Genomic DNA, 22600 nt, shown 5'->3' on the forward strand with positions numbered 1-22600 from the left:
CATGCCGTCGCTGTCGGCGGAGGAAGCGCCCAAGCTGAAGCCGTACATGGCGCTCGCCGAGAAGCTGGGGTCGCTGGTCGGCCAGCTGACCACGGGTGCGATCCCGCGCATCTCGATCCACAGCGAGGGCGCCGCCGCCGAACTGAACCAGAAGCCGCTGTCGAGCGCGGTGCTGGCGGGCTTCCTGCGCACCCAGACCGACACGGTGAACATGGTCAACGCCCCCGTGCTCGCGCGCGACCGCGGCATGGAGGTCCGCGAGGTCCGCACCGAGCGCGAGGGCGACTATCACACGCTGGTCCGCGTCTCGGTCCGGACCGACGCGGGCGAACGCTCGGTCGCGGGCACGCTGTTCGGCGACCAGGCCCCGCGCCTGGTCGAGCTGTTCGACATCAAGGTTGAGGCCGATCTGGCGGGCCCCATGCTCTACGTCGTCAACGAGGACGCGCCCGGTTTCATCGGCCGCCTGGGCACGGCGCTGGGCGAGGCGGGGGTCAATATCGGCACCTTCCACCTCGGCCGCCGTCAGGCGGGGGGCGAGGCGATCGTGCTGTTGTCCCTGGACGAGCCCGTCACCCCGGAACTCCTCGCCCGCGTCAAGGCGCTGCCAGGCGTGAAGACCGCGATGGGGTTGTCGTTCTAGGGTGTCACGCGAAGGCGCTAAGCCGCAAAGAAGTCTGGTTCACGCGGAGGCGCGGAGGCGCGGAGAAGAAGGGGGAGGCGGAGCTTCGGGTCGTGCCCCGCCGCGCGAGCGGGCTTCCTCATATGATCGCCGGATCGAATGCTGCCGCGGACGCGGCGGGTATGCGTCCGGCCGGGCGCGCACCCCCTCCGCGTCTCCGCGTGAACCAGACTTCTTCGCGCCTTCGCGCCTTCGCATGAACAAATTTCCTAACCAGCCGCCAAGCCGGGCATGACGGGAACGAGATGCCGCACTACGACCCGCCATCATGACCGCTCTCCTCCCCGAAGGTTTTCGCGACCGCCTGCCCCCCCACGCGGACGCCGCCGCCGCCGTGGAGCGCCAAATGCTCGAGGTCGCGCGCCTGCACGGCTATGAGCGCGTCGACCCGCCGCTCGCCGAGTTCGCCGAGGCGCTGGGTACCCGGCTCAAGGCGGGGGCGCTCCGCGACGCGGTGCGCTTCGTCGACCCGGTGTCGCAGCGGACGCTGGCGATCCGGCCCGACCTGACGGCCCAGGTCGCCCGTATCGCCGCCACGCGCATGGCCCATCACCCGCGCCCCGTGCGGCTCAGCTATGCCGGCCCGACCCTGCGCCTGCGCGCGCCGGAGCTGAGCCCGGCGCGCGAGCGGCGGCAGATGGGCGCGGAGCTGATCGGCCTCGACACCGTCGCCGCCGCGCGCGAGCTGGTCGGCGTCGCCGCCGAGGCGCTGGCCGCGGCGGGCGCCACCGGTTTGAGCATCGACTTCACCCTGCCCGACCTGGTCGAGACGCTGGCGCGGGGGCCGCTGCCCGTCGATCCGGGCGCGGTCGCGGCGCTGCGCGACCGCCTCGACGCCAAAGACGCGGGGAGCGTCGCCGCCATCGCCCCCGCCTATCTGCCGCTGATCGAGGCGGCTGGCCCGTTCGACGCCGCGCTCGTCCGTCTACGCGCCTTCGACCGCACCGGCATCCTCGCCGCGCGGCTCGACGGCCTCGCGGCGATCGCGCGGGGGCTGTCCGGCCTCGCCCAGCTCACCCTCGACCCGACCGAGCGCCACGGCTTCGAATACCAGTCCTGGCTCGGCTTCTCGCTCTTCGTCGCGGGCGCCGCCACCGAGGTCGGGCGCGGCGGCACCTACATGATCGTCCACGAGGACGGCGCGGAGGAGGCCGCCACCGGCTTCAGCCTCTACGCCGACGCGCTGACGGGCGCAGCCCCCGATCGCCGCCGCCTCTTCCTGCCGCTCGGCACGCCCGCCGGAGAGGGCCGTACCCTCCGCGCCCAAGGCTGGGTCACCGTCGCCGCGCTGGAGCCGGAGGACAGCCCGCAAGCGCAACTCGCGACGCATCTGTGGCGAAACGGTGCGGTGGAGGCGATCGGATAGGGTGCGTCGGCGGAGGCACGACCTCAGTCCATGTCGAGGCCGAGCAGCGTGAAGCGAGCGGGACCCGTCGTGTAGACACCATGGCTGCGGCGCGGGGACGAACCGAATGCCAGCCCGATACGCGCGGTGTTCCGCAGCGCGGCGGCATATTCCTCGGGCACCTGGCTGTTCGGCTGGCCGTTCACGTTGGTCCAGGTCTCGTCCAGCCGCACGGTGACGCTGTGCTCGCCCGCGGTCAGCGGGATCACCGCTCGCCCGGGCGCATACCAGCGATAGGAGGCGAAGCGACCCCGCCCGCTCCAGCTGTCACCCGCCTGTTGGAAATATAGCGACACAGTGGCCGGCTCGTTCGGCGTCTCGTCCGCGACGAACCGCGTACCGCGGGCGGCGGCAACCCGGTATCGCAGCGTGATCCGCCGCGCGTCGGCCAGCGGGCGGATGGCGGTGGTCAGCGCATCCACCTGTCCCGAGCCGGCGATCGGGAAGTCCATCACCACCGAACCGCCAGGGCCGGGTCGCGGTCGCGCCGGCATGCCCACCGAATAATTTCGTCCCCGCACCCAGGGTCCGATCTCCCATGCGCTGGCAGGCGGCATGGCGGCGAGCCCAACGGGTAGCGCGGCGGCGGCCAGGAGCGTCCCGGCGAGAAGGGCTGTCTTCGGCTTCATGACACCCGTATAGACCGGGAATCATGACACCGACCTGAACTCGCGCGCAAGGTGACGGAAAATCCCGGCTTCCAGGCGAACGGCCGCGCGCGAGGCGGTCGGTGGCGACATGGTCCCGGACCGGCTTGCGGTGGCAAGCGGACGGCCGATGAAATCCTGTCCTACACGGACGGCTTCCGATCCGCACGCCGCCAAACCCGTGGACCCCCCGGCCGTCCCGTCCTAACGCCCACCCGAACGGCATGGAGTGTGTAAGTGGCCAATGTAGCGGTGATCGGCGCGCAATGGGGCGACGAGGGCAAGGGCAAGATCGTCGACTGGCTCGCCGAGCGCGCCGACATGGTGGTGCGCTTCCAGGGCGGGCATAATGCCGGCCATACGCTCGTCGTGGGCGACCAGACGTACAAGCTGTCGCTGCTCCCCTCCGGCATCGTGCGCGGCACGCCCTCGGTGATCGGCAACGGCGTCGTGCTTGACCCCTGGGCGCTCAAGGACGAGATCGCGCGGCTGTCGGGGCAGGGGGTGTCGGTCACCCCCGAGACGCTGCGCGTCGCCGACACCTGCGCGCTGATCCTGCCCTTCCACCGCGATCTCGACGCGCTGCGCGAGGACGCGTCCGGCGCGGGCAAGATCGGCACCACGCGACGCGGGATCGGCCCCGCCTATGAGGACAAGGTCGGCCGCCGGGCGATCCGCGTCTGCGACCTGGCGCATCTGGACGATCTCGAACCCCAGCTCGACCGCCTCTTCGCGCATCACGACGCGCTGCGCGCCGGCTTCGGCGTCGATCCGGTCGACCGCGCCGAGCTGCTGGCCGAGTTGCGCGGGATCGCCGATTTCGTGCTGGCCTTCGCCAAGCCCGTGTGGCGCGACCTGAACGAGGCCCGCGGGCGCGGGCGGCGCATCCTGTTCGAGGGGGCGCAGGGCGTGCTGCTCGACATCGACCACGGCACCTACCCCTTCGTCACCTCGTCGAACACCGTCGCGGGCGCGGCGGCGGCTGGGTCGGGGATCGGCCCGTCGGGGGTGGGTTTCGTGCTCGGCATCGCCAAGGCCTATACGACGCGCGTGGGTTCCGGCCCCTTCCCGACCGAGCTGGCCCCGGGAACCGAACATGGCGCGGTGGGCGAGCGACTGGGCGTCACCGGGCGCGAGTTCGGGACCGTCACGGGACGCAAGCGCCGCTGCGGCTGGTTCGACTCGGTGCTGGTGCGCCAGTCGGCTTCGGTGTCGGGCATCACCGGCATCGCGCTCACCAAATTGGACGTGCTCGACGGCTTCGACGAGGTGCGCATCTGCACTGGCTATCGCCTGCGCGGCGCCGATCTCGACTATTTCCCCGCCCATGCCGCCGACCAGGCGGCGGTCGAGCCGGTCTACGAGACGATGGAAGGCTGGGGCGAGACGACCGCCGGCGCGCGCAGCTGGGCCGAGCTGCCCGCTCAGGCGATCAAATATATCCGCCGCATCGAGGAGCTGATCCGCTGTCCGGTCGCGCTGGTGTCGACCAGCCCGGAACGCGCGGACACCATCCTGGTCCGCGATCCCTTCGCGGACTGAGGCAGAGCTGACGGGCCGGGATCGCTGTCCCGACCCTTCAGGAACTCAGTTGGGCGTAGTGCCCATCGGGGGCGTGGTGCCGGTCGTCCCCATCGTCGTGGTGCCGGTCGTGCCGCCAAGGGTCGACCCGGGGGTCGTGCCCAGCCCGCCGCTCGCCGTGCCGGTCGTGCCCGGTGTCCCGGTGCCGAAATCGTCGCCGGTGGTGCCCGTCGTGCTGGTGGTGTCGCCGCCGACCGTGGTGCTCGTCGAACCCGTCGTGCTCGTGGTCGAGCCTGCCGTGCCGCGCGTCGTCCCGCGGCTGCGCGTCGTGCTGCCGCGCGTGGTGGTCGTGGTCGTGCTCTGGGTCCCCGACGCGCCGGGGCTCGTCTGCGCGCCGGTCGTGGTGCCCGTGCCGGTAGCCGACCCCATCGACCCGCCGGCGGTGCCGCCGGTCGTGCCCGTCTGAGCGATGGCGGCGGTGGCGAACAGGGTGGATGCGGCGATCGAGAACATGATCTTCATGAATGCTACTCCGTTGGAATATAGTGAATTGCCAACGGCTTGCTTCGGCGCTCGTTCCTCCACCCGTCCCGAATCAGCCACATTGCGCCCGGTGCAGCAGCGCCTGATCGGCGAGCACCAGCGCGACCATCGCCTCGATCACCGGGGCCCCACGAATCCCGACGCACGGGTCGTGCCGCCCCTTGGTGGCGATCTCCGTTTCCTCGCCCGTCCGCGCGATCGTATCGACCGGGATCAGGATCGAACTCGTCGGCTTGAAGGCGACGCGCAACCGGATCGGCTGCCCCGTCGCGATCCCGCCCGCGATCCCGCCCGCATGGTTGGCCAGGAACATCGGCCCCTCCGCGCCGCTACGCATCGGGTCCGCATTGGCTTCCCCCGACGAGGCCGCGGCCGCGAAGCCGTCGCCGATCTCCACGCCCTTGACCGCGTTCACCCCCATGCACGCCGCCGCCAGCTCGGCGTCGAGCTTGGCGTAGAGGGGCGCCCCCCAGCCGGCGGGCACCCCCGTAGCCTCGCACGCCACGACGGCGCCGAGCGAGGAGCCGCGCTTGCGGGCATCGTCGACCAGCCGCTCCCACCGTGCCGCCGCGCCCGCATCGGGGCAGAAGAACGGGTTGCGATCGATCTCCGCATCGTCGAACGCCGCCGCGTCGATGCCGTCGCCGCCGATCGCCTCCACCCAGGCGCGCACCCGCACTTGCGGAATCACCAGCCGCGCCACCGCGCCCGCCGCGACCCGCGACGCCGTCTCGCGCGCGGAGGACCGCCCGCCGCCGCGATGGTCGCGAAACCCGTATTTCGCGTCATAGGCATAATCGGCATGGCCCGGCCGATAGGCGCGCGCCACTTCCGAATAATCCTTGGACCGCTGGTCGACATTGTCGATCATCAGGCTGATCGGCGTCCCCGTCGTCCGCCCCTCGAACACGCCCGACAGGATGCGGACCTGGTCGGGCTCGCGCCGCTGCGTCGTGAAGCGCGACGTGCCCGGCCGGCGCTTGTCGAGCCAGGGCTGGATGTCCGCCTCCGACAAGATGATCCCCGGCGGGCACCCGTCCACCACCGCGCCGATGGCGGGGCCATGGCTCTCCCCCCAGGTCGTGAAGCGGAAGACGCGGCCGAAGCTGTTCCAGCTCACTAAATGCCGTTCATAGCGTTAATCATGCGCTTCGTTAGAGCTTCAAACTCGCGATACAGCCAGTCGCAGTTCGCTCGTGAGTTGAAGCACGCAATTGAAGTCTGGATTGTTGATCCACCGCTTTGCGTCGCGACGACCTGACGACATGCTACTGCCGGATGAGCGCGATTACTCTTTCTTGTAAATGTTATTTGACGCATTTTGCCGATGGCATACGCTGAGTATTCCGCCGTCTGATCGAGAGCCTCGACGTCGCTCCGAGATTTAATCTGATTTTCAAGCTCCGTGACGCTTGACGCTTGAAGGCCACAGACATCGGGCCTGCCGTCGCCACTGGAGTGAATACCTTCCGGAACCGGCTTTAACTTCTGAGCCGGCGAAGCGACGGGAGCGAAGGTGGTCGCGAGCATCACGACGGCTGCTATGAAACGCCTCACGCCAGCGCGATGTCCGGGGCGTCCTCCGCCTTCATGCCGATCACGTTGTAGCCCGCGTCGACATGATGGACCTCGCCCGTCACGCCGCTCGCCAGGTCCGACAGCAGGTACAGCCCGGCGCCGCCGACATCCTCGATCGTGACGTTGCGGCGCATGGGCGAATTGAGCTCGTTCCATTTCAGGATGTAGCGGAAATCACCGATCCCGCTCGCCGCCAGCGTCTTGATCGGCCCCGCCGAGATGGCGTTCACGCGGATCTTCTCCGGTCCCAGATCCATCGCGAGATATTTGACGCTCGCCTCCAGCGCCGCCTTGGCCACGCCCATGACGTTGTAATGCGGCACGACCTTTTCCGCGCCGTAATAGGTCAGCGTCAGCAGCGATCCGCCCTCGGGCATCATCGCGCGCGCGCGCTTCGCCACCGCGACGAAGCTGTATGCCGACACGTTCATCGTCAGCAGGAAATTGTCGAGGCTGGTGTCGACGAACTTGCCGCGCAGTTCGTTCTTGTCGGAAAAGCCGATCGCATGGACCACGAAATCGAGCGTCGGCCAGTCCGCGGCGAGCGTCTCGAACGCGCGGTCGAGCGCGGCCATGTCCGACACGTCGCAATCGATCAGCCGCGCCGTGCCCAGGCTTTCGGCGAGCGGGCGTACCCGCTTCTCGAGCGCTTCGCCCTGGTAGGAGAAAGCGAGTTCCGCGCCCGCTTCGCCCAATTTCCTGGCAATGCCCCATGCCAGCGAGCGGTCGTTGGCGAGCCCCATGATGAGCCCGCGTTTCCCCGCCATCAATCCCGTCACCAAGCTCAGCTCCTCTACGTCGCGTCGCTCTCTAGCGCCGGTTCGGGCGGTTCCGCCAGCGCCGCGTTTAGATGCGCGCCGAACACCAGCCCCAGCCCGATGAGATAAAAGAAGGTCAGCAGCACCACCACCCCGGCCAGGCTGCCATAGGTCAGGTCGTACCCGCCGAGCTGCGCCAGCGCGAGCGGCAGGCCCTGCGTCATGCCCACCCACCAGGCGGCGGTGAAGGCGGCGCCCGGCCAGACGGGGCAACGGCGATATTTGCCGGGCGTGACCGAATAGAAGAGCGCGAACAACGCCCCGAACATCACCAGCGCCGGCACCAGCCGCGACAGCCCGACCCAGCCCGCCACATCCTCGGCGAAGGGGAACAGCCGGTAGATTATCTGTTCGGCGGCGGTCATGACGCCCTGGATCAGGAAGGACAGCAGGGCGAGGATCACCGACGCGACGATGACGAGCGACGAGCTGAGCCGCGTCTTCCAGAAGGGCGCGGCGCTGACATAGCCGTAAGCCTGGCGCACGATCTCGCGGATCGTCTCGACGAAGCTGCCGACCGTCCAGAGCCCGACCAGCGCGCCCAGCCACAGCAGCGACCCGGTGCGCGCCGCGATCACGTCCGCCAGCGGCTTGCGCAGCAGCTCGGCGGTGTCGGGGGGCAGGGTGCGCAGGAACGACATGACGGTGCGCTGCGTCTCGTCGTCCTGCCCGAACAGCGCCAGGATCGCCGCGGCGACGATGAAGAAGGGAAAAAGGGCGGTCAGCGCCAGATAGGCGAGGTTGCCCGCATGGATGAAGCCGACATTGTACACGCCCAGCAGCGATCGCTTGAGCACCTCCCAGGCGCGTTCGCTCGGCCGCATCCGGTCGAGATAGGCGCGGGCACGGCCATGTCGGCGTGCCAGGGCACGTGCTTCGGGGGTGAGACCGTTGGGATCGTCCATGCCCGGCGTCAGACGCCCATGGACGCTCTGGGGTTCCGGTGCTCGCGACCCGCCCAATTCTCTACGAAGCGCTCCAGCTCGGCATCGTCCGCCGGCAGGTCGACCATCAGGGTGACGAGCTGGTCGCCGCGCCCGCCGCCTTTCTTGTGGAATCCCTTGCCCTTCAGGCGCAGCACGCGGCCCGAACTGGTGCCCTTGGGCACGGTGAGCATCACGGGCTTGTCGACGGTGGGCGCGCGCACCTGGCCGCCCAGCACCGCCTCCGCCAGCGTCAGCGGCAGGTCGACGCGCACATCGTCGCCGTCGCGCACGAAGAAGCGGTGCGGCTGGACGTCGATGGTGACGATCGCATCGCCGGGGCCGCCCGGCCCTTCCTCACCGCGCCCGGCCAGGCGCATCTGCGTGCCCGTCTCTACGCCGGCGGGCAGTTTCAGGTCGAGCGACTTGCCGTCGGCCAGCGTCACGCGTTGCGGGGCCAGCGTGGCCGCATCGACAAAGGGCACCGCCAGCCGGTAGGCGATGTTGGCGCCCTTGGCGGCGGTCCGGCGGCTGCCGCCGAACCCGCTCGCAAAGCCCCCCCCGCCCGAGCGCGCACCGCCGAACAGCCCCTCGAAGATGTCGCCCATATCCGCCGTGTCGCCGCCGAACTCGAATCCCTGCGACCGGAATCCGCCGCCGCCGGCGCCCCGTGCGCCCCCGCCGCCTTGGCCGAAGCCGAAGGGCGAGGCGGGGTTGCCGTCGCCATCGATCTCGCCCCGGTCGAAGCGCGCGCGTTTGTCCTTGTCGGTCAGCAGGTCATAAGCCGAGGTCACCTGGCTGAAGCGTTCGGACGCCTTGGGATTGTCCTTGTTGCGATCGGGGTGCAGCTCCTTGGCGAGCTTGCGATACGCCTTTTTTATGTCCGCCTCGTCGGCGCCGCGCGCCAGCCCAAGCGTCGCATATGGATCGGCCATCATTCCCCCATACGGTGTGTTACCCGCCTATGTAGGTCGCGTCCGACCCGGCGCAATCGGGCCTAGCGCAATTGCGATTGAACGTCACCGCCCCCTGCGCGTTACCCGGGCGAAGAGGAGCGCGACGATGAGCGACAAGCAACCACAGCAGGCGATGCCGAGCGACGGCCGCAAGGGCGCTCCCGACGGCGTCTCGACGGCGCCCAGCGGGAAGGACGCGGCGGGCGAGAGCGGGGGCGGGGCCTATCCCAACCCGCAGACGGGCAAGGAGCCCGAAGGCGGCGGCTTCATGGGTCATGGCGGGCAGACGAAGGTCGCCTATCACGGCACCGGCCAGGGCGGGACGGACGTCGACGCGGACGTGGGCAACGCGAACGCGGTCACCAAGCAGGATTAGCCCTCCTCGACCGGCTCCATGTCCACCGCCACCGACATCTGCTGGGCGCCGGAGCCCAGGACCACCCCGTCGACGGGCGCGATCTCCCCATAATCGCGGCCGACCGCGATGAGCACGTGGTCGCCCGCCATCCAGATGCCGTTGGTGGGATCGAGACCGACCCAGCCCAGGGTCGGGCCGCACCATAAGAGCACCCAGGCATGGGTCGCGTCGGCACCCTCCAGCCGCGCCTCGCCGGGCGGGGGCAGGGTGCGGATATAGCCCGACGCATAAGCCGCAGGCAGGCCGACGGCGCGTAGCCCGGTGATCATGATCTGCGCGAAATCCTGGCACACGCCGCGGCGGTGCCGGAACGCCTCGGCGGGCGGGGTGTCGACCAGCGTCGCGGCGCCGTCGAAGGTGAAATCGCGCTGTATCGCGCGCGCCAGCGCGATCCCCGCCTCCAGGCTGCCGCGGTCGGGATCGAGCTCGACGCGGCACCAGTCGCCGATGTCGGGATCGAGGGGGATCAGCGCGGACGGGTAGATATAAGGCGCGGGCCCCGCCGCCGAGGGGTCACGGCTCTCGCGGGCCCAGGCGGCGATCTGGCGCAACGTCGGATCGTCGGCGGCAGGAAAAGGGATCAGCCGGTCGACCGCGACGCGCGCGCGACTTTCGATCGTCAGCTCGCGTACCGGCGTGTCGACCAGCAGACGCGTCACGTGCGCCAGGCCGCTCCCGGTCCGCGCGGGGGCCATGCGTCCGCCCGGCGCGACCGTCAGCGCGTGATGTTCGACCCGCTGGCCGGGCCAGTCGATCGGCTTGAGCCGCAGATTGCACCGCGCGAAGCCGACCGGATCGGCATAGCTGAAATGCGTGACGTGGCGGATATCGTACAACATTCAGGCGAACAACACGCGGCCGGCGCGCATCGGCTCCGCCCCCTGGAGGAAATAGCGCCGCGCGACGAGGTCGGACAGATCGTGGAGCCGCGCCATCGCCTCGCCCAGCGCCGCCGCGTCCAGGGTCTCGGCCCGCGCGCCCGCCATCAGCGCGACGAGCGCCCCCGCGGCCACCTGTTGCGGTTCGGCCATGCCGTCATCCGCCAGCACCGGCAGGCGCAGCAGATGCTCGCCGATCCGCGCGAGTTGAAACGCCAGCCCGCGCGGGTTGCCCGCATCGAGCGCGACGAGGTCGACGACGGCGACGCGCGCGATGCCGGTCTGGTAACGCTGGCGATAGCTGATCTGGCTGTCCGACAGGTCGAGCAGCGTCTGGAGGTCCTCCGCGTCCGCCCCCGCCATGCCGAACCGCGCCGCCAGCCGCGCGGCCGACAGCGCGCGCTCCACCCGGCGTCCCAGGTCGTGAAAGGCCCAGGCATCGGTGCGGCTCATATGCTCGGCGGCGAGCCCGGCCAGCGCGGCATAGCGCCGCTGGAGCGATCCCGCCCGATCGAGCAGCCCCGGCCGGTGCGGAAAGGGCGCTTCCAGCAGCCGCATCGTGTCGGCCGACAGCCGGTCGCGCGCGCCGTCGCCGATCCGCCGCGCCCGCGCGTTGATCGCCGCCACCGATTGCCGGTCGGGGTCGCCCATCGCCGCCTCGGCAAAGGCGTGAAGCTCGGTGCGCGCATGGCCGGGGGGCCAGGGCGCCGCGCCCGCTTCGGCGATCAGCGCGACGAGTTTGGCGGTCGTGCCCGCCCGCGCGCCCGATCCCTCGTCGACGGTCGCGCCGCCGAGCACGCGGATGGCGGCGAGCAGCGCCTCGCCGCGTTCGAGATAGCGCCCCAGCCAGAACAGATCGTCGGCCGCCCGGCTGGGCAAGGTTCCCGGATTGCGCCGGACGCGAACCCCTTGGGCGGCGGGGAGCAGGGTGGCGGGCGCGACCGGTTCCGGCCCGTGAACGCAGACGTCCGCCGACCAGCTTTCTCCACCCCGCTCCCCGATACGCGCCCAGCCGCCGGGCAGCACCCGCCATCCGCCCTCGGCATCGCGCGCGGCGAAGACCCGCAGGGCGAAGGGCCGCGCGACCAGCCCGCCCATAGCCGCGACCGGCATCGTCGACGGCGCCGCGATCGCGCGGACGACATGATCCTGCGGCCGCGCGTCGAGATCGGGGGGCATCGGCGCGGCCCCGAAGGCGGGCGCGACCTGGAGGTCGGCCGATCGCGCGGCCAGCACCGCGGCCGTCCCCGGATCGCCGCACCACCATGTCGGTATGCCGGGCAGCAACAGCTCCTCGCCCAGCAGCGCAGCCGCGACTTCCGGCAGGTAGGCCGCCATCGCCGCGGCTTCCAGCGCCCCCGCGCCCGGCGCGTTGGCGAGGACGAGTTCGCCCGCCAGATAGGCGTCGATCGATCCCGCCACCCCGCAAGTCGATCGGCTGTCAAAGGCGAGCGGATCGAGCAGCCGGGCGTCGCCGCGTCGCCACAGCGCGTCCAGCCGTTTGAGGCCGCCGATCGTGCGCACGTAAAGCCGCTCGTCCAGTGCCGTCAGGTCCGCCGGCTCGACCAGCAGAAAACCCAGATAGCGCGCCAGATGCGCCTGTTCGGCATGATCGGGATCGTGACGGCCGGGCGTCAGCAGGCCGATGCGCGGGTCCGCGCGACGGCAGGAGCGCGCCAGCCCCTCGCGAAAGGCGGCAAAGAAGGGCGCGTGCCGCTCCACGTTCAGCCTGGCATGAAGCCCGCCTGCGACGCGTCCCATCGCCAGCCGGTTCTCCAGGGCATAGCCCAGCCCGGCGGGCGCGTTCAGATCGTCGCGCGTCACCCGCCAACCACCCCCGGCGTCACGCTGCAGGTCGAAGGCCACCAGATGGAGATAGCGTCCGTTCGGCGGCGGCAGGCCGACCAGGGGCCGCAGGAAACCCGGGCTTCCCGCCACGACCGCCGCAGGGAGCAGCCCTCGATCGACCAGGGTCGCCGAACCGTATAGATCGGCCAGCACCAGTTCCAGCAGCGCCGTCCGTTGCGCGATCCCGGCTTCGATCCCGCGCCACTCGGCCGCGTCGATAAGCAGGGGTATGGGCGACAGCGACCAGGACCGCGGCGCCACCTCGCCCGTGACGCGGCGTCCCAGTCCTGCCTCGGCGGCGTGACGCTCCGCCTGTTCGCTCAGCGTCGCCAGATCGCCCTGGCCCGCCAGCTCGACCAGCGCGGCGCTCCAGGCGGGGTCGGCGCGGACCACGTCTTCGCACCCCGCGCCCGCGCGATAGGCGGCGATCCAGTCGCGGGCGGTTTCGTCGGGCGGGGTCACCGGAACAGGGTTCGCGGCGCGGACGGACGAAAGCAAGCCCCCCAAGCTCGTCGCGCATCCGAAACGGCCGGATGTTCCCCTCCCCGGTCGCATCCGCTATGACCGGGCGCGTGAACGAAGACCCCCATGCCCTGTTCGAGTCCTGGTTCGCCGAGGCCAGGGCCAGCGAGCCGAACGATCCGGAAGCCGTCGCGCTCGCCACGGCGGATGCCGATGGGCATCCTTCGGTCCGCATGGTGCTTCTGAAGGGGCATGACGCGCGCGGCTTCGTGATCTACACCAACCGCGAAAGCCGCAAGGGCAACGAGCTAGACGCGCGAGGCCGGGCCTCGCTGCTGTTCCACTGGAAGAGCCTGCGTCGCCAGGTCCGCATCGAGGGCGCGGTGACGCGCGTCTCCGACGCCGAGTCGGACGCCTATTTCGCGACGCGGGGCCGCGACTCGCGTCTGGGGGCCTGGGCGTCCGACCAGTCGCGCGATCTCGATTCGCGCGCGACGTTCGAGGCGCGTTTCGACGAGGCTGCCCGGCGCTTCGAGGGCGGCGACGTGCCCCGCCCGCCGCATTGGGGCGGATACCGCGTCGCACCCGAGCGGATCGAGTTCTGGCGCGACCGCGAGCATCGGCTGCACGAGCGGCGGCTGTTCACGCCGGACGGGCAGGGCGGCTGGCGCGAAGGATTGTTGTTCCCATGACGCTCGACGAACGCCGCCGTTTCCTGCCGCTGGCGACCCGCGCCGCGCTCGCCAGCGTCGCGGTGGCGGGCTTCCTGCTGCTGCTCAAGGCCTTCGCCGCCTGGCATACGGGGTCGGTGGCGATGCTGGGGTCGCTCGCCGATACCGGGCTCGACCTGCTCGCCTCGCTGGTGACGCTCTACGGCGTCCGGCTCGCCGCGACGCCCGCCGACGACGATCACCGTTTCGGGCATGGCAAGGCGGAGGCGCTGGCCGCCTTGTTCCAGGTCGCCCTCATCACCCTGTCGGCGGCGGGCATCGCCTGGCGTGCGATCGAGCGGTTCGGCAATCCCGTGCGCAACGAGGATGCGGGCTTCGGCATCCTGGTGTCGCTGATCGCGATCGCGGTGACCTTCGCGCTGCTCGCCTATCAGCGCTCGATCGTGCGGCGGACCGGGTCGGTCGCGATCTATGCCGACAATGTCCATTACCAGTCGGACGTGCTGCTCAACTGCGCGGTGATCGCCGCGCTGGTGCTGGAGCAATATGCGGGGCTGGCGGGCGCCGATCCGGTGTTCGGCATCGCCATCGCGCTGTGGCTCGCCTGGGGGGCGTTCAAGGCGTCGTCCAATGCGATCGATCAGTTGATGGACAAGGAATGGCCCGAGCAGCAGCGCGCCGCCTTTCTCGACATCGCCGCGCGCGAGCCGGGCTTGCGCGGCATCCACGATTTCCGCACGCGCCGCTCGGGCACGCACGACTTCGCGCAATTCCACATGGAGGTGGACCCGACCATCTCCGTCGCCGCCGCGCATGATCTGGTCGAAGGGGTGGAGGCCAATCTGAAGCGCGCCTTTCCCAAGGTCGAGGTGCTGATCCATCTCGACCCCGAGGGTCATGTGGATACCGATAACCCGTTGGTCGAGGCCGATGTCACGCCGCATTGGTTCGGCAAGAGAGTTTAGGGGCGCGGCAAGCGGGTATGAGAATCCCCTTCACCCAGGTCGACGCGTTCGCGAGCGCGGTGTTCGGCGGCAATCCGGCGGCGGTGATGCCACTTGCCGCATGGCTGCCCGACGCGACGCTCCAGGCGATCGCGGCCGAGAACAACCTGTCGGAAACCGCGTTCATCGTCCCCGCGACCGGCGGCGAGGTCGATTTCGAGCTGCGCTGGTTCACCCCGGCGGTGGAGGTCGCGCTATGCGGCCACGCCACGCTGGCGAGCGGGCATGTGGTGCTCGAGTCGGAGCCGACGCGCGACCGCGTGACCTTCGGCACGCGCAAGGCGGGAATGCTCGCGGTCGCGCGCGACGGGCTGGGCTACCGGATGGCGCTGCCGGCCTATCCGGCCGACCCCAGGCCGATGCCCGCCACGCTCGCGGCGCTCGGTATCCACCGGGCGGTCGACACGCGGTGGCACCCGAACGACTATTCGCTCATCGTGCTCGACGACGAGGCGGCGGTGCGCGCGCTGCGTCCCGACTTCGTCGCCCTGACGCGCGCGGGGGACGTGCTGACGATCGTCACCGCGCCGGGATCGGACACCGATGTGGTCAGCCGGGTCTTCGCCTGTGGGGCGGGGATCGACGAGGACCCGGTGACCGGCTCCGCCCACTGCGTGCTGACGCCTTATTGGACCGAGCGCCTATGCCGGGACCGCTTCACCGCACACCAGGCGAGCGCGCGGGGCGGGCGGCTGACCTGCCGGGCGGAGGGGGACCGGGTGATGCTCGGCGGTTCGTGCGTGACGGTGATCGAAGGGACGTTCCTGCTGCCATAGCGGGCGCAGGCGCGGCGGCGTCCGCGCCGCCCGGCGCCCGCTCGGCCGACGGGGAACCCGTTCGACGTCCACGCCGGCGGCTTTGCCGTCGGCCGGGCTCCCCCCAGCGAATTTCCCTTCCTTTAACGCCCGATGGTCCAACGCTGCGACCGGGGTCGCCGAACCGGGCGACCGACGGGAAGGCGGCGCATGAACAAGGACGAGATCAAGGCGATCATCCTGGACCAGGTGCGCGCCGCCGCCGAGCCGGTCCGTCCGGTCGTGATCGCGGACTTCCCCTTGCCGCCCGGCGCGATCACGGCCGACCTGGCCATCGTCGAGGACGAGTTCATCGGGGTCGTCGTCGGCGACGCGGCCGACCCGCTTCATGGCCTGCCGCGACGGCTTGTCGTCCTGGCGCGCTATTTCGAACGGGTGATCCTGGTTGTCGCGCCCGCACGGCTGCCCGATCTCGATCCGGGCACCCTGGCCGGGGCGACGGTCTGGACCTGCGACGGGCGCGGGCGGCTGGCCGAGCGGCTGGCGGGCGCGGACAACCGCATCGGCCTGAGCGCGCGCTTCGACCTGCTGACGGTCGACGAGCGGCGCTGGTTCCTGGAGCAGCTCATCGTCTCGGGCGCGATCGCGCCGCGCGGCCCGCATTCGGTGTCGACCGGACGGCTGCGCGAACTCTTCGCCGCCGCCCTGACCGCGCGTCACGGCGCGGCGAGCGCGGCATTCTGGAGAGCGGTGTCGGGCCGGGCAATCGCGCCGGACGACCTGACGGTCGCGGGTCGCGCCGGGAATGACGACCCTGTTCACCCGCGCTCCTTCATCGAGGGCCGCCGCGCGCTGGGCTGATCCGTCCGGCACGAAAACGGAGGCGCCGCGTTACGCTCATCACCGGTCATCATGGCCGGGGTGAACAGGGGTGTTCCGTTGATCGCAGACCGCGAGCCGATCCTGCCGGGATCGCCGCTCCCATATGGGCCGCTCGCCGTCCCGCCCGCCAATGTGCCGGGTTTACGGGGGCTGCTCGGGCTCGCCATCGGGGTGGTGGTCATCGCGGGGCTGTATCTGGGCCAGGAGGTGCTGATCCCGGTCACTCTGGCGATCCTGCTCTCCTTCGTGCTGTCGCCGGTGGTGGCGCTGCTCCGCCGGTTGCGCATTCCCCGCGCGCCCGCCGTGCTGGTGTCGGTGTTGTTCGCGCTGGGCGTGCTCGGCGGCATCGGCACCGTGGTCGGAACCCAGGTCGCGAGCCTCGCCGACGAGGCGCCCGCCTATGCACGCACCATCGAGGGCAAGATCGCCCGCGCCCGCGCCTATGCGCTGGAACGCGCCGCCATCTTCACCCGCGAGGCCCCGCTCCGTTCGGCGGAGCCGGCCGCGCGCGGGGCCGCGGGACCGACCCCGGTCACCGACGCGGTGGTGTCGCGCGCCCGCGCCGTGACCTCGGTGCGCATCGTCGGCGAAGAGCCGAACACGCTGACGGTCGCCCGCGACGTGCTCGCCCCCGTGCTGGCGCCGTTCGAGACCTTCGTGATCGTGCTGGTGGTCGCGATCTTCATCCTGCTGCAGAAGGACGATCTGCGCGACCGCATGATCCGGCTGTTCGGATCGTCCGACCTGCACCGTACCACCACGGCGATGGACGACGCCGCCGATCGGCTGGGCCGGTATTTCCTGTCGCAGCTGGCGGTCAACACCGCGTTCGGGCTGGTGGTGGGCATCGGCCTGTGGCTGATCGGGGTGCCCGTGCCGGCGGTGTGGGGCATCCTGGCGGGGGTGCTGCGCTTCGTGCCCTATATCGGGGCGGTGCTCGGCGCGGTGCTGCCGATCGCGGTGGCCGCCGGGGTCGATCCGGGCTGGACCATGCCGCTGATGGTCGTCGCGCTGTTCCTCGTCGTCGAGCCGCTGGTCGGTTATGTGATCGAACCCTTTCTCTACGGCCATTCGACCGGGCTCTCGCCGCTGTCGGTGATCCTGGCGGCGGTGTTCTGGACCTGGATATGGGGGCCGGTCGGGCTGGTCCTGTCGATGCCGCTGACGCTCTGCCTCGTCGTGCTCGGGCGACACGTCCCATCGCTCGAATTCATGGAAGTGCTGCTCGGCGACCGCCCCGCGCTGACGCCGGTCGAGAGTTTCTACCAGCGGATGCTCGCCCATGATCCCGAAGAGGCGCTCGATCAGGCGGAGCTGCTGCTCGCCGACCGTTCGCTGGTCGATTATTATGACGAGGTGGCGCTCGCCGGGCTCAAGCTCGCCGCCTTCGACGCCCAGCGCGGCGTCGTCGACCGCGCCCGCGCGACGCGGATCGTCGATTCGATGCTGGCCGTCATCCACGAGCTGGACGACCGCGCGGTCCAGGGCGAAGCGCTCCCGCCCGAGTGGCGCGCGCCGGGTGCGGTGACCTGCGTCGCGGGGCGCGGCGTGCTCGACGATGCGGTGACCGCGATGCTCGAGCAACTGCTCCGCCATCGCGGCTTCGGGGTGCGGCGGATCACCAACGAGGAGGTCGGGCGCGACCGCATCGGCGGGCTGGACTTCACCGGCACCCGGCTCGTCTGCCTGTCCTATCTGGAGCTGGGCGGCACGCCGAGCCATCTGCGCTTCCTGGTCCGCCGCCTGCGCCGATCCGCCGGCGCCGCGCGGATCATGGTCGGCCTGTGGCCCGAGGGCGAGGCGGCGCTGACCGACAGCCAGATCCAGCAGACGCTCGGCGCCGACCTGTATGTCGGATCGCTGCGCGCGGCGGTCGATGCCGGCCTGGCGCTGGCCGACGAGACGACGATCGAAGAAAGGGAAATCGCATGACCGACCCCAAGGGTCGCGACGCGCCCAGCCCGTGGCAGATCCCCGCGGGCGGCTGGTGGGCCGCGCTGAAACGGACGCGGACCGAGATGAACGACGACAATGTCGGGCTGATCGCCGCGGGCACCGCATTCTACGCCTTCGCGTCGATCGTGCCCGTGCTGGCGGCGGTGGTGCTGAGCTATGGCCTGTTCGCCGACCAGCAGACGGTGGTGAGCAACATCGAGGCGCTGTTCGGGTCGCTGCCCCAGGACGCGGCCAAGCTGATCAGCGATCAATTGCTGACGGTGGTCCAGACGGAAGGCGGCAAGAAGGGTCTGGGGCTGCTCGTCGCGCTGGCGCTGGCGCTGTACGGCGGCACCAAGGCGGCGGGCGCGATCGTGACCGCGCTCAACATCGCCTATGAGGAAAAGGAGACGCGCGGCTTTGTCAAGCTGACGCTCCTCAACCTCGCGATCGTCGTCGGCGCGGTGCTGCTGATCTTCGGCGCGATCGCGGCGACCGGGGTGCTCGCCTTTCTGGGCAGGCTGATGCCCAACGCGCCGGGGATCGTCGTCGCGCTGATCCGTCTCGCCGGCTACGCCGTCATCGCCGCGCTGGCCGTGTCGGCGGGGGCGGCGCTGTATCGCTACGGCCCGAACCGGCAGAACGCGAAGTGGAAGTGGCTGACACCGGGTTCGGCGGTCGCGACGCTGTTGTGGCTGGTCGGCACGGCGCTGTTCGGCGTCTATGTCGCCAATTTCGGCAATTACGGCGCCACCTACGGCGCGCTGGGATCGGTGATCGTGTTGCTGACCTGGCTGTGGCTGTCGGCCTATGTGTATCTGTTCGGGGCCGAGCTCAATTCGGAGCTGGAACGCCAGACCGCGCGCGACACGACGTCCGGGGCGGCCCGGCCGATGGGTAGTCGGGGCGCGGTGGCGGCCGATACGGTGGCCGGGGAAGGCGACGAACACGCGACGGCGCGGACCCCGGCGGCGCCGCGCGACCGGGCTTCGGACAGCCAAAGTCGTAGCGGATCGGGCGTGGCCGCGACCGCGTTCGGGCTGCGCGCCGCGGGCCGGGTGACGGGTCGCAAGCCGGGGCTGCTGCCGACTTTGCTCACCGCCTTCGGGCTATCGAGGCTGGAGGCCGGGACCCGTGCGAGCGGCGCGGCGCTGGTCGCGGCCGGCGCCGCGCTCGCCTGGTTCGGTCACGACAAGTCCAGGGCGAAGCCTCGCCCCAAGGCTAGGAAGAAGGCCGTGCCCGCAATTCGTCCCTGATCTCGCGGAGCAGCGCGACATCGGTCGGCTCGGGCGCGGCCTGGTCGGCGGTCCTGGCTTCGCGTTCGAACACCCCCGCCATGCGGTTCACGGTGCGCACCAGCATGAAGATGATGAAGGCGACGATCACGAAATTGACCGCCTGGGTCAGGAAGGCGCCGTAGCCGAGCAGCGGCACCCCGGCCTTTTTGAGCGCCAGGTAATCGGTCGAGCCCGCAAGCGCGGCGGGCACGGGGCCGAGCGCGACGAAATAGGAGGAGAAGTCGAGCCCGCCCAGCACGCGCCCGATGATCGGCATGATGACGTCCTCGGTCAGCGAGGTGACGATGCGCCCGAACGCCGCCCCGATGATGACCGCCACCGCCAGGTCGAGCACGTTGCCGCGCGCGATGAACGCCCGGAATTCCTTCACCATCGATCGCTCCCCGAACCGGCCCGCGCGACGGCTAGGGAACGATTGGGCTTTCGCCAAGTCGGTCGGACAATCTATATCGCGTCCGTCATCATCTGGAGGTCCGCATGTTCCGTGCTCTCGCGCCGCTTTCCGCCGCCATCGTCCTTGCCGGGTGCGGGCTGAACAGCGTGCCCACGTCGGAGGAGAACGCCAAGGCGCGCTGGGCCGACGTCCAGGCCGCTTACCAGCGCCGCGCCGACCTGATCCCCAACCTGGTCGCGACGGTGCGCGGCGCCGCCAAGGCGGAGAACGAGACCCTGTCCAACGTCGTCAACGCCCGCGCCCGCGCCACGTCGGTGCAGCTGAGCGGCGACGACCTGACCGATCCGGCCAAGATGCAGCAATTCGCGGCGGCGCAGGGCGCGCTGAGCCTGGCGATCCGCCCGCTCCAGGAAGCCTATCCCGAGCTGCGCAGCCAGGCCAATTTCAGCACGCTGATGAGCCAGCTCGAAAGCACGGAGAACCGCGTCACGATCGCGGTGCGCGACTACAACAGCGCCGTGCAGGAATATAACACGCGCATCCGCACCTTTCCCGACGCGATCGGGGCGCGGGTGATCCACGGGGCCAAGCCGCTGACGCCCTTTCAGGCGGTGACGCCGGGCGCCGAGCGCGCGCCCCAGGTGAATTTCGGCTGAGGTGACCAGCCAGCGCGTCGCCCTGCTGCTGTTCCTGGCCATGGTGGCCGGGACGGCGCGGGCGCAGACCTTTCCCAAATTCACGGGCTTCGTCGTCGACGCGGCGAACGTGCTGCCGCCCGCGACCGAGGCGGCGCTGACCGCCAGGCTCGACGCGCTCCAGCGCGACAGCAAGCGCCAGCTGGTGGTCGCGACGGTGCCCGACCTGCAGGGCTATCCGATCGAGGATTACGGCTATCGCCTGGGCCGCGCCTGGGGCGTCGGCCTGCGCGACGTGAACAACGGCGCGATCCTGCTGGTCGCGCCCGGCGAGCGCAAGGTACGAATCGAGGTCGGTTACGGGCTGGAGCCGGTGGTCACCGACGCGCTGGCGAGCGTTATCGTCAGCGAGCGCATCCTGCCGCGCTTCAAGGCGGGCGACCTGCCCGGCGGCATCGTCGCGGGCGCCGATGCGCTCGCCGCCCAGCTGCGCGCCGGCCCCGACGAGGCCAAGGCGCGCACCGACGCGGCGATCGCGCAATATGACCGGACGCACCGGCGGCAGGCGCAAGGCGGGGGTGGGGGCGGGGGCGGGGTGCCGGCGTCGCTGATCTTCTGGGTGATCGTGTTCGCGGTCGTCGTGCTGCCCATGCTGCGCGGGCGCGGCGGGCGGGGCGGGCGGCGTTATCGCGGCGGCGGGGGGAGCAGCCTGCCGATCGTGCTGTGGTCGATCGGCAACGAGCTGGGGCGTGGTGGTGGCTTCGGGGGTGGCGGTTTCGGGGGCGGCAGCTCGGGCGGCGGTGGTGGCTGGGGCGGCGGCGGGTTCGGCGGCGGCGGCGGCGGGTCCTTCGGCGGCGGCGGGGCGTCGGGGAGTTGGTGATGCGGTTGAGCGAGGCCGATCACGCGGCGGTCAGCGCGGCGGTCGCGGCGGCGGAGGCGCTGAGCGACGGCGAGATCGTGACGATCGTCGCCGGGCGGTCGGACGCCTATCACGACGTGGCGCTCCACTGGGCGGTGCTGGCGATGCTGGGGATGCTCGCGCTGCTGGCGGCGTTCCCCCGGATCGCCGAGCGGGGATGGGCGCTGGTCGATCCCTGGGCGACGCGGTCGCCGACGGGCGGGCTGCTGGCGGCGGCGCTGGTGCTGGTCGCGGCGACCTTTCTGCTCATGCGGCTGCTGCTCGCCTGGATGCCGCTCCGGCTCGCGCTGACGCCGGGCGCGACCGAGGCCAGGCGGGTGCGGCGGCGCGCGGTCGAGCTGTTCCGGGCCGCGGCCGAGCATCGTACCAAAGCGCGGACGGGCGTGCTCCTCTATCTGTCGCTGGCCGAGCGCCGGGCCGAGATCGTCGCGGACCAAACGATCCATGCGCGGGTGACGCCCGAGGTCTGGGGCGAGGCGATGGCAGTGCTGCTGGCGGCGACCCGCGACGGGCGGCCGGGCGCGGGGATGGCGGCGGCGGTGGAGCGGATCGGCGCGGTGCTCGCCGAGCATTTCCCGCGCACCGCAGGCGACGCGAACGAGTTGCCCGACCGGCTGGTGGAGCTGTGAGCGCGCGCGTCTGGGCGGGGCGCTACCTCGCGGTCGAGGTCGAGGGGACATGGGAGTACGCGGTCCGCGCCCGGGGCATCGAGGCGGCGGTGATCGTCGCGATCGACGAGGGTCACCTGCTGCTCGTCGAGCAATATCGCGTGCCCGTCGGGCGGCGCTGCCTGGAGCTGCCCGCGGGGCTGATCGGCGACGACGGCGCGGGCGAGACGATCGAGGCCGCGGCGGCGCGCGAGCTGGAGGAGGAGACGGGCTACCGCGCCGCACGGGTCGAGCGGCTGGGGCGGTTCCACTCCTCGCCGGGGATGACGTCGGAGGCGTTCACGCTGGTGCGCGCGACCGGGCTGACGCGGGTCGGCGCGGGCGGGGGCGTGGACGGCGAGGCGATCACCGTCCACCGGGTCGCGGTGGCGGCTCTGCCGGCCTTCGTCGAGGCCAAGCGGCGCGAGGGGCTGGCGATGGACGCCAAGCTGCTCGTGGTGCTCGGCGGCGCCCTGCTGGGAAGCGGCCTTATTTGAAGTTGTCGGCGTAGCTTTGCAGCTGGAGGCGACGGGGCGGGTCCGGCACGACCTCGAACTGCAGGCCCTGGCGTTCGCAATAGGCGATCGCCTCCTCGGGCGAGTTGAAGGTCAGGCGCACCTGGTCGGCGCGGGTGTCGCCCCCGCCGCCGGCCCAGCCGGTCAGCGGATCGGCGCGGAGCGGCTGCGCCCGGTCGAAGGAGAGCTGCCACTGGCCGACGCGGCTGCCGCCATGTTCGGTGCCGAGCTGGGGGCGCTTCTGGATGATCGCGACGGACATGCCG

25 protein-coding genes are annotated in these 22600 nt (G+C 71.0%); 15 read left to right on the plus strand and 10 right to left on the minus strand.

Features of this window, described 5'->3' with window-relative positions; genetic code table 11:
* Positions 1–643 (plus strand): ACT domain-containing protein (locus VF592_RS04750; protein WP_331004466.1); only part of this gene is annotated, 643 nt, incomplete at its 5' end.
* Between the two features lie 307 nt (positions 644–950).
* On the plus strand, positions 951–2048 hold the full coding sequence (locus tag VF592_RS04755) for an ATP phosphoribosyltransferase regulatory subunit (RefSeq protein ID WP_331004467.1): 1098 nt from the start codon (positions 951–953) through the stop codon (positions 2046–2048).
* Positions 2049–2071: 23 nt separating this feature from the next.
* Here the strand turns inward: VF592_RS04755 and VF592_RS04760 are convergent, their stop codons facing one another.
* Positions 2072–2716 carry a hypothetical protein gene (locus VF592_RS04760; protein ID WP_331004468.1) on the minus strand — a complete coding sequence of 215 codons (645 nt, stop codon included), beginning with the start codon at positions 2714–2716 and terminating at the stop codon, positions 2072–2074.
* Positions 2717–2971: 255 nt separating this feature from the next.
* Between VF592_RS04760 and VF592_RS04765 the strand changes: the two genes are divergently transcribed.
* Both VF592_RS04765 and VF592_RS04770 read left to right on the plus strand, forming a co-directional pair.
* Positions 2972–4276, plus strand: a complete 1305-nt coding sequence (locus VF592_RS04765) for an adenylosuccinate synthase (RefSeq protein WP_331004469.1) — start codon at positions 2972–2974, stop codon at positions 4274–4276.
* Between the two features lie 49 nt (positions 4277–4325).
* Positions 4326–4721, plus strand: coding sequence for a hypothetical protein (locus tag VF592_RS04770; RefSeq protein ID WP_331004470.1), 396 nt, complete (start codon positions 4326–4328; stop codon positions 4719–4721).
* Between the two features lie 129 nt (positions 4722–4850).
* Here the strand turns inward: VF592_RS04770 and aroC are convergent, their stop codons facing one another.
* From aroC to VF592_RS04795, 5 genes are read right to left on the minus strand one after another with little or no spacing between them, the layout of a single operon-like run.
* Positions 4851–5918 (minus strand): chorismate synthase, encoded by a 1068-nt coding sequence (aroC, locus tag VF592_RS04775; RefSeq protein WP_331004471.1) that lies wholly within the window; start codon positions 5916–5918, stop codon positions 4851–4853.
* A complete protein-coding gene (locus VF592_RS04780) occupies positions 5918–6331 on the minus strand; it encodes a hypothetical protein (RefSeq protein ID WP_331004472.1) in 414 nt (137 codons plus the stop codon). The genes aroC and VF592_RS04780 overlap by 1 nt, the downstream gene beginning before the upstream one ends.
* Positions 6332–6351: 20 nt before the next feature.
* Positions 6352–7155: an enoyl-ACP reductase FabI gene (fabI, locus tag VF592_RS04785; RefSeq protein WP_331004473.1), complete on the minus strand. Its 804-nt coding sequence runs from the start codon at positions 7153–7155 to the stop codon at positions 6352–6354.
* Positions 7156–7169: 14 nt separating this feature from the next.
* Positions 7170–8099 (minus strand): YihY/virulence factor BrkB family protein, encoded by a 930-nt coding sequence (locus VF592_RS04790; RefSeq protein ID WP_331004474.1) that lies wholly within the window; start codon positions 8097–8099, stop codon positions 7170–7172.
* 8 nt (positions 8100–8107) lie between these two features.
* A complete protein-coding gene (locus VF592_RS04795; RefSeq protein ID WP_331004475.1) occupies positions 8108–9052 on the minus strand; it encodes a DnaJ C-terminal domain-containing protein in 945 nt (314 codons plus the stop codon).
* A gap of 127 nt (positions 9053–9179) precedes the next feature.
* Between VF592_RS04795 and VF592_RS04800 the strand changes: the two genes are divergently transcribed.
* Positions 9180–9449, plus strand: a complete 270-nt coding sequence (locus VF592_RS04800) for a hypothetical protein (RefSeq protein ID WP_331004476.1) — start codon at positions 9180–9182, stop codon at positions 9447–9449.
* On the opposite strand, the gene VF592_RS04805 is transcribed toward VF592_RS04800, so the two are convergent.
* Entirely contained in the window at positions 9446–10330 is an 885-nt protein-coding gene (locus VF592_RS04805) for a transglutaminase family protein (RefSeq protein ID WP_331004477.1), read from the minus strand. The two genes, VF592_RS04800 and VF592_RS04805, sit on opposite strands and share 4 nt — an antisense overlap.
* On the minus strand, positions 10331–12679 hold the full coding sequence (locus VF592_RS04810) for a circularly permuted type 2 ATP-grasp protein (RefSeq protein WP_331004478.1): 2349 nt from the start codon (positions 12677–12679) through the stop codon (positions 10331–10333).
* A gap of 98 nt (positions 12680–12777) precedes the next feature.
* On the opposite strand from VF592_RS04810, the gene pdxH reads away from it, so the two are divergent.
* The 6 genes from pdxH to VF592_RS04840 all read left to right on the plus strand — a co-directional run bounded on the left by pdxH (position 12778) and on the right by VF592_RS04840 (position 19182).
* Complete coding sequence (gene pdxH / locus VF592_RS04815; RefSeq protein ID WP_331004479.1) at positions 12778–13371, plus strand: pyridoxamine 5'-phosphate oxidase; 594 nt, start codon at positions 12778–12780, stop codon at positions 13369–13371.
* Entirely contained in the window at positions 13368–14315 is a 948-nt protein-coding gene (locus tag VF592_RS04820) for a cation diffusion facilitator family transporter (RefSeq protein WP_331004480.1), read from the plus strand. Before pdxH ends, VF592_RS04820 begins: the two co-directional genes overlap by 4 nt.
* A gap of 17 nt (positions 14316–14332) precedes the next feature.
* Positions 14333–15130 (plus strand): PhzF family phenazine biosynthesis protein, encoded by a 798-nt coding sequence (locus tag VF592_RS04825; RefSeq protein WP_331004481.1) that lies wholly within the window; start codon positions 14333–14335, stop codon positions 15128–15130.
* 189 nt (positions 15131–15319) lie between these two features.
* On the plus strand, positions 15320–15970 hold the full coding sequence (locus VF592_RS04830) for a hypothetical protein (protein ID WP_331004482.1): 651 nt from the start codon (positions 15320–15322) through the stop codon (positions 15968–15970).
* Between the two features lie 78 nt (positions 15971–16048).
* On the plus strand, positions 16049–17923 hold the full coding sequence (locus tag VF592_RS04835; protein WP_331004483.1) for an AI-2E family transporter: 1875 nt from the start codon (positions 16049–16051) through the stop codon (positions 17921–17923).
* Positions 17920–19182, plus strand: coding sequence for a YihY/virulence factor BrkB family protein (locus tag VF592_RS04840; RefSeq protein WP_331004484.1), 1263 nt, complete (start codon positions 17920–17922; stop codon positions 19180–19182). The genes VF592_RS04835 and VF592_RS04840 overlap by 4 nt, the downstream gene beginning before the upstream one ends.
* Here VF592_RS04840 and mscL read toward each other — a convergent pair.
* The gene (mscL, locus tag VF592_RS04845) at positions 19148–19597 is read right to left on the minus strand and encodes a large conductance mechanosensitive channel protein MscL (RefSeq protein ID WP_331004485.1); all 450 of its coding nucleotides are present in this window, start codon (positions 19595–19597) and stop codon (positions 19148–19150) included. The genes VF592_RS04840 and mscL overlap by 35 nt on opposite strands.
* 104 nt (positions 19598–19701) lie before the next feature.
* Here mscL and VF592_RS04850 point away from each other — a divergent pair, with 104 nt between their 5' ends.
* The 4 genes from VF592_RS04850 to VF592_RS04865 are packed head-to-tail and all read left to right on the plus strand — an operon-like array spanning position 19702 to position 22316.
* On the plus strand, positions 19702–20274 hold the full coding sequence (locus VF592_RS04850) for a LemA family protein (RefSeq protein ID WP_331004486.1): 573 nt from the start codon (positions 19702–19704) through the stop codon (positions 20272–20274).
* A gap of 40 nt (positions 20275–20314) precedes the next feature.
* Positions 20315–21133, plus strand: a complete 819-nt coding sequence (locus VF592_RS04855) for a TPM domain-containing protein (protein ID WP_331004545.1) — start codon at positions 20315–20317, stop codon at positions 21131–21133.
* The gene (locus VF592_RS04860) at positions 21133–21801 is read left to right on the plus strand and encodes a TPM domain-containing protein (protein ID WP_331004487.1); all 669 of its coding nucleotides are present in this window, start codon (positions 21133–21135) and stop codon (positions 21799–21801) included. The genes VF592_RS04855 and VF592_RS04860 overlap by 1 nt, the downstream gene beginning before the upstream one ends.
* Positions 21798–22316: an NUDIX hydrolase gene (locus VF592_RS04865; RefSeq protein WP_331004488.1), complete on the plus strand. Its 519-nt coding sequence runs from the start codon at positions 21798–21800 to the stop codon at positions 22314–22316. Before VF592_RS04860 ends, VF592_RS04865 begins: the two co-directional genes overlap by 4 nt.
* Here the strand turns inward: VF592_RS04865 and VF592_RS04870 are convergent.
* Complete coding sequence (locus tag VF592_RS04870) at positions 22309–22596, minus strand: NADH dehydrogenase ubiquinone Fe-S protein 4 (RefSeq protein WP_331004489.1); 288 nt, start codon at positions 22594–22596, stop codon at positions 22309–22311. The two genes, VF592_RS04865 and VF592_RS04870, sit on opposite strands and share 8 nt — an antisense overlap.
* Positions 22597–22600 lie beyond the last annotated feature (4 nt).

Origin of the sequence: Sphingomonas sp., from assembly GCF_036388435.1 — a bacterium.
Classification (GTDB): Bacteria; Pseudomonadota; Alphaproteobacteria; order Sphingomonadales; family Sphingomonadaceae; genus Sphingomonas.

Bases quoted from the DNA above. Each gene is read 5' to 3' on its own strand.
- VF592_RS04755 (WP_331004467.1), top strand. From the start codon at position 951: ATGACCGCTCTCCTCCCCGAAGGTTTTCGCGACCGCCTGCCCCCCCAC.
- VF592_RS04760 (WP_331004468.1), bottom strand. From the start codon at position 2,716: ATGAAGCCGAAGACAGCCCTTCTCGCCGGGACGCTCCTGGCCGCCGCC.
- VF592_RS04790 (WP_331004474.1), bottom strand. From the start codon at position 8,099: ATGGACGATCCCAACGGTCTCACCCCCGAAGCACGTGCCCTGGCACGC.
- VF592_RS04795 (WP_331004475.1), bottom strand. From the start codon at position 9,052: ATGGCCGATCCATATGCGACGCTTGGGCTGGCGCGCGGCGCCGACGAG.
- VF592_RS04800 (WP_331004476.1), top strand. From the start codon at position 9,180: ATGAGCGACAAGCAACCACAGCAGGCGATGCCGAGCGACGGCCGCAAG.
- VF592_RS04805 (WP_331004477.1), bottom strand. From the start codon at position 10,330: ATGTTGTACGATATCCGCCACGTCACGCATTTCAGCTATGCCGATCCG.
- pdxH (WP_331004479.1), top strand. From the start codon at position 12,778: ATGACCGGGCGCGTGAACGAAGACCCCCATGCCCTGTTCGAGTCCTGG.
- VF592_RS04820 (WP_331004480.1), top strand. From the start codon at position 13,368: ATGACGCTCGACGAACGCCGCCGTTTCCTGCCGCTGGCGACCCGCGCC.
- VF592_RS04825 (WP_331004481.1), top strand. From the start codon at position 14,333: ATGAGAATCCCCTTCACCCAGGTCGACGCGTTCGCGAGCGCGGTGTTC.
- VF592_RS04830 (WP_331004482.1), top strand. From the start codon at position 15,320: ATGAACAAGGACGAGATCAAGGCGATCATCCTGGACCAGGTGCGCGCC.
- VF592_RS04840 (WP_331004484.1), top strand. From the start codon at position 17,920: ATGACCGACCCCAAGGGTCGCGACGCGCCCAGCCCGTGGCAGATCCCC.
- mscL (WP_331004485.1), bottom strand. From the start codon at position 19,597: ATGGTGAAGGAATTCCGGGCGTTCATCGCGCGCGGCAACGTGCTCGAC.
- VF592_RS04850 (WP_331004486.1), top strand. From the start codon at position 19,702: ATGTTCCGTGCTCTCGCGCCGCTTTCCGCCGCCATCGTCCTTGCCGGG.
- VF592_RS04855 (WP_331004545.1), top strand. From the start codon at position 20,315: ATGGTGGCCGGGACGGCGCGGGCGCAGACCTTTCCCAAATTCACGGGC.
- VF592_RS04860 (WP_331004487.1), top strand. From the start codon at position 21,133: ATGCGGTTGAGCGAGGCCGATCACGCGGCGGTCAGCGCGGCGGTCGCG.
- VF592_RS04870 (WP_331004489.1), bottom strand. From the start codon at position 22,596: ATGTCCGTCGCGATCATCCAGAAGCGCCCCCAGCTCGGCACCGAACAT.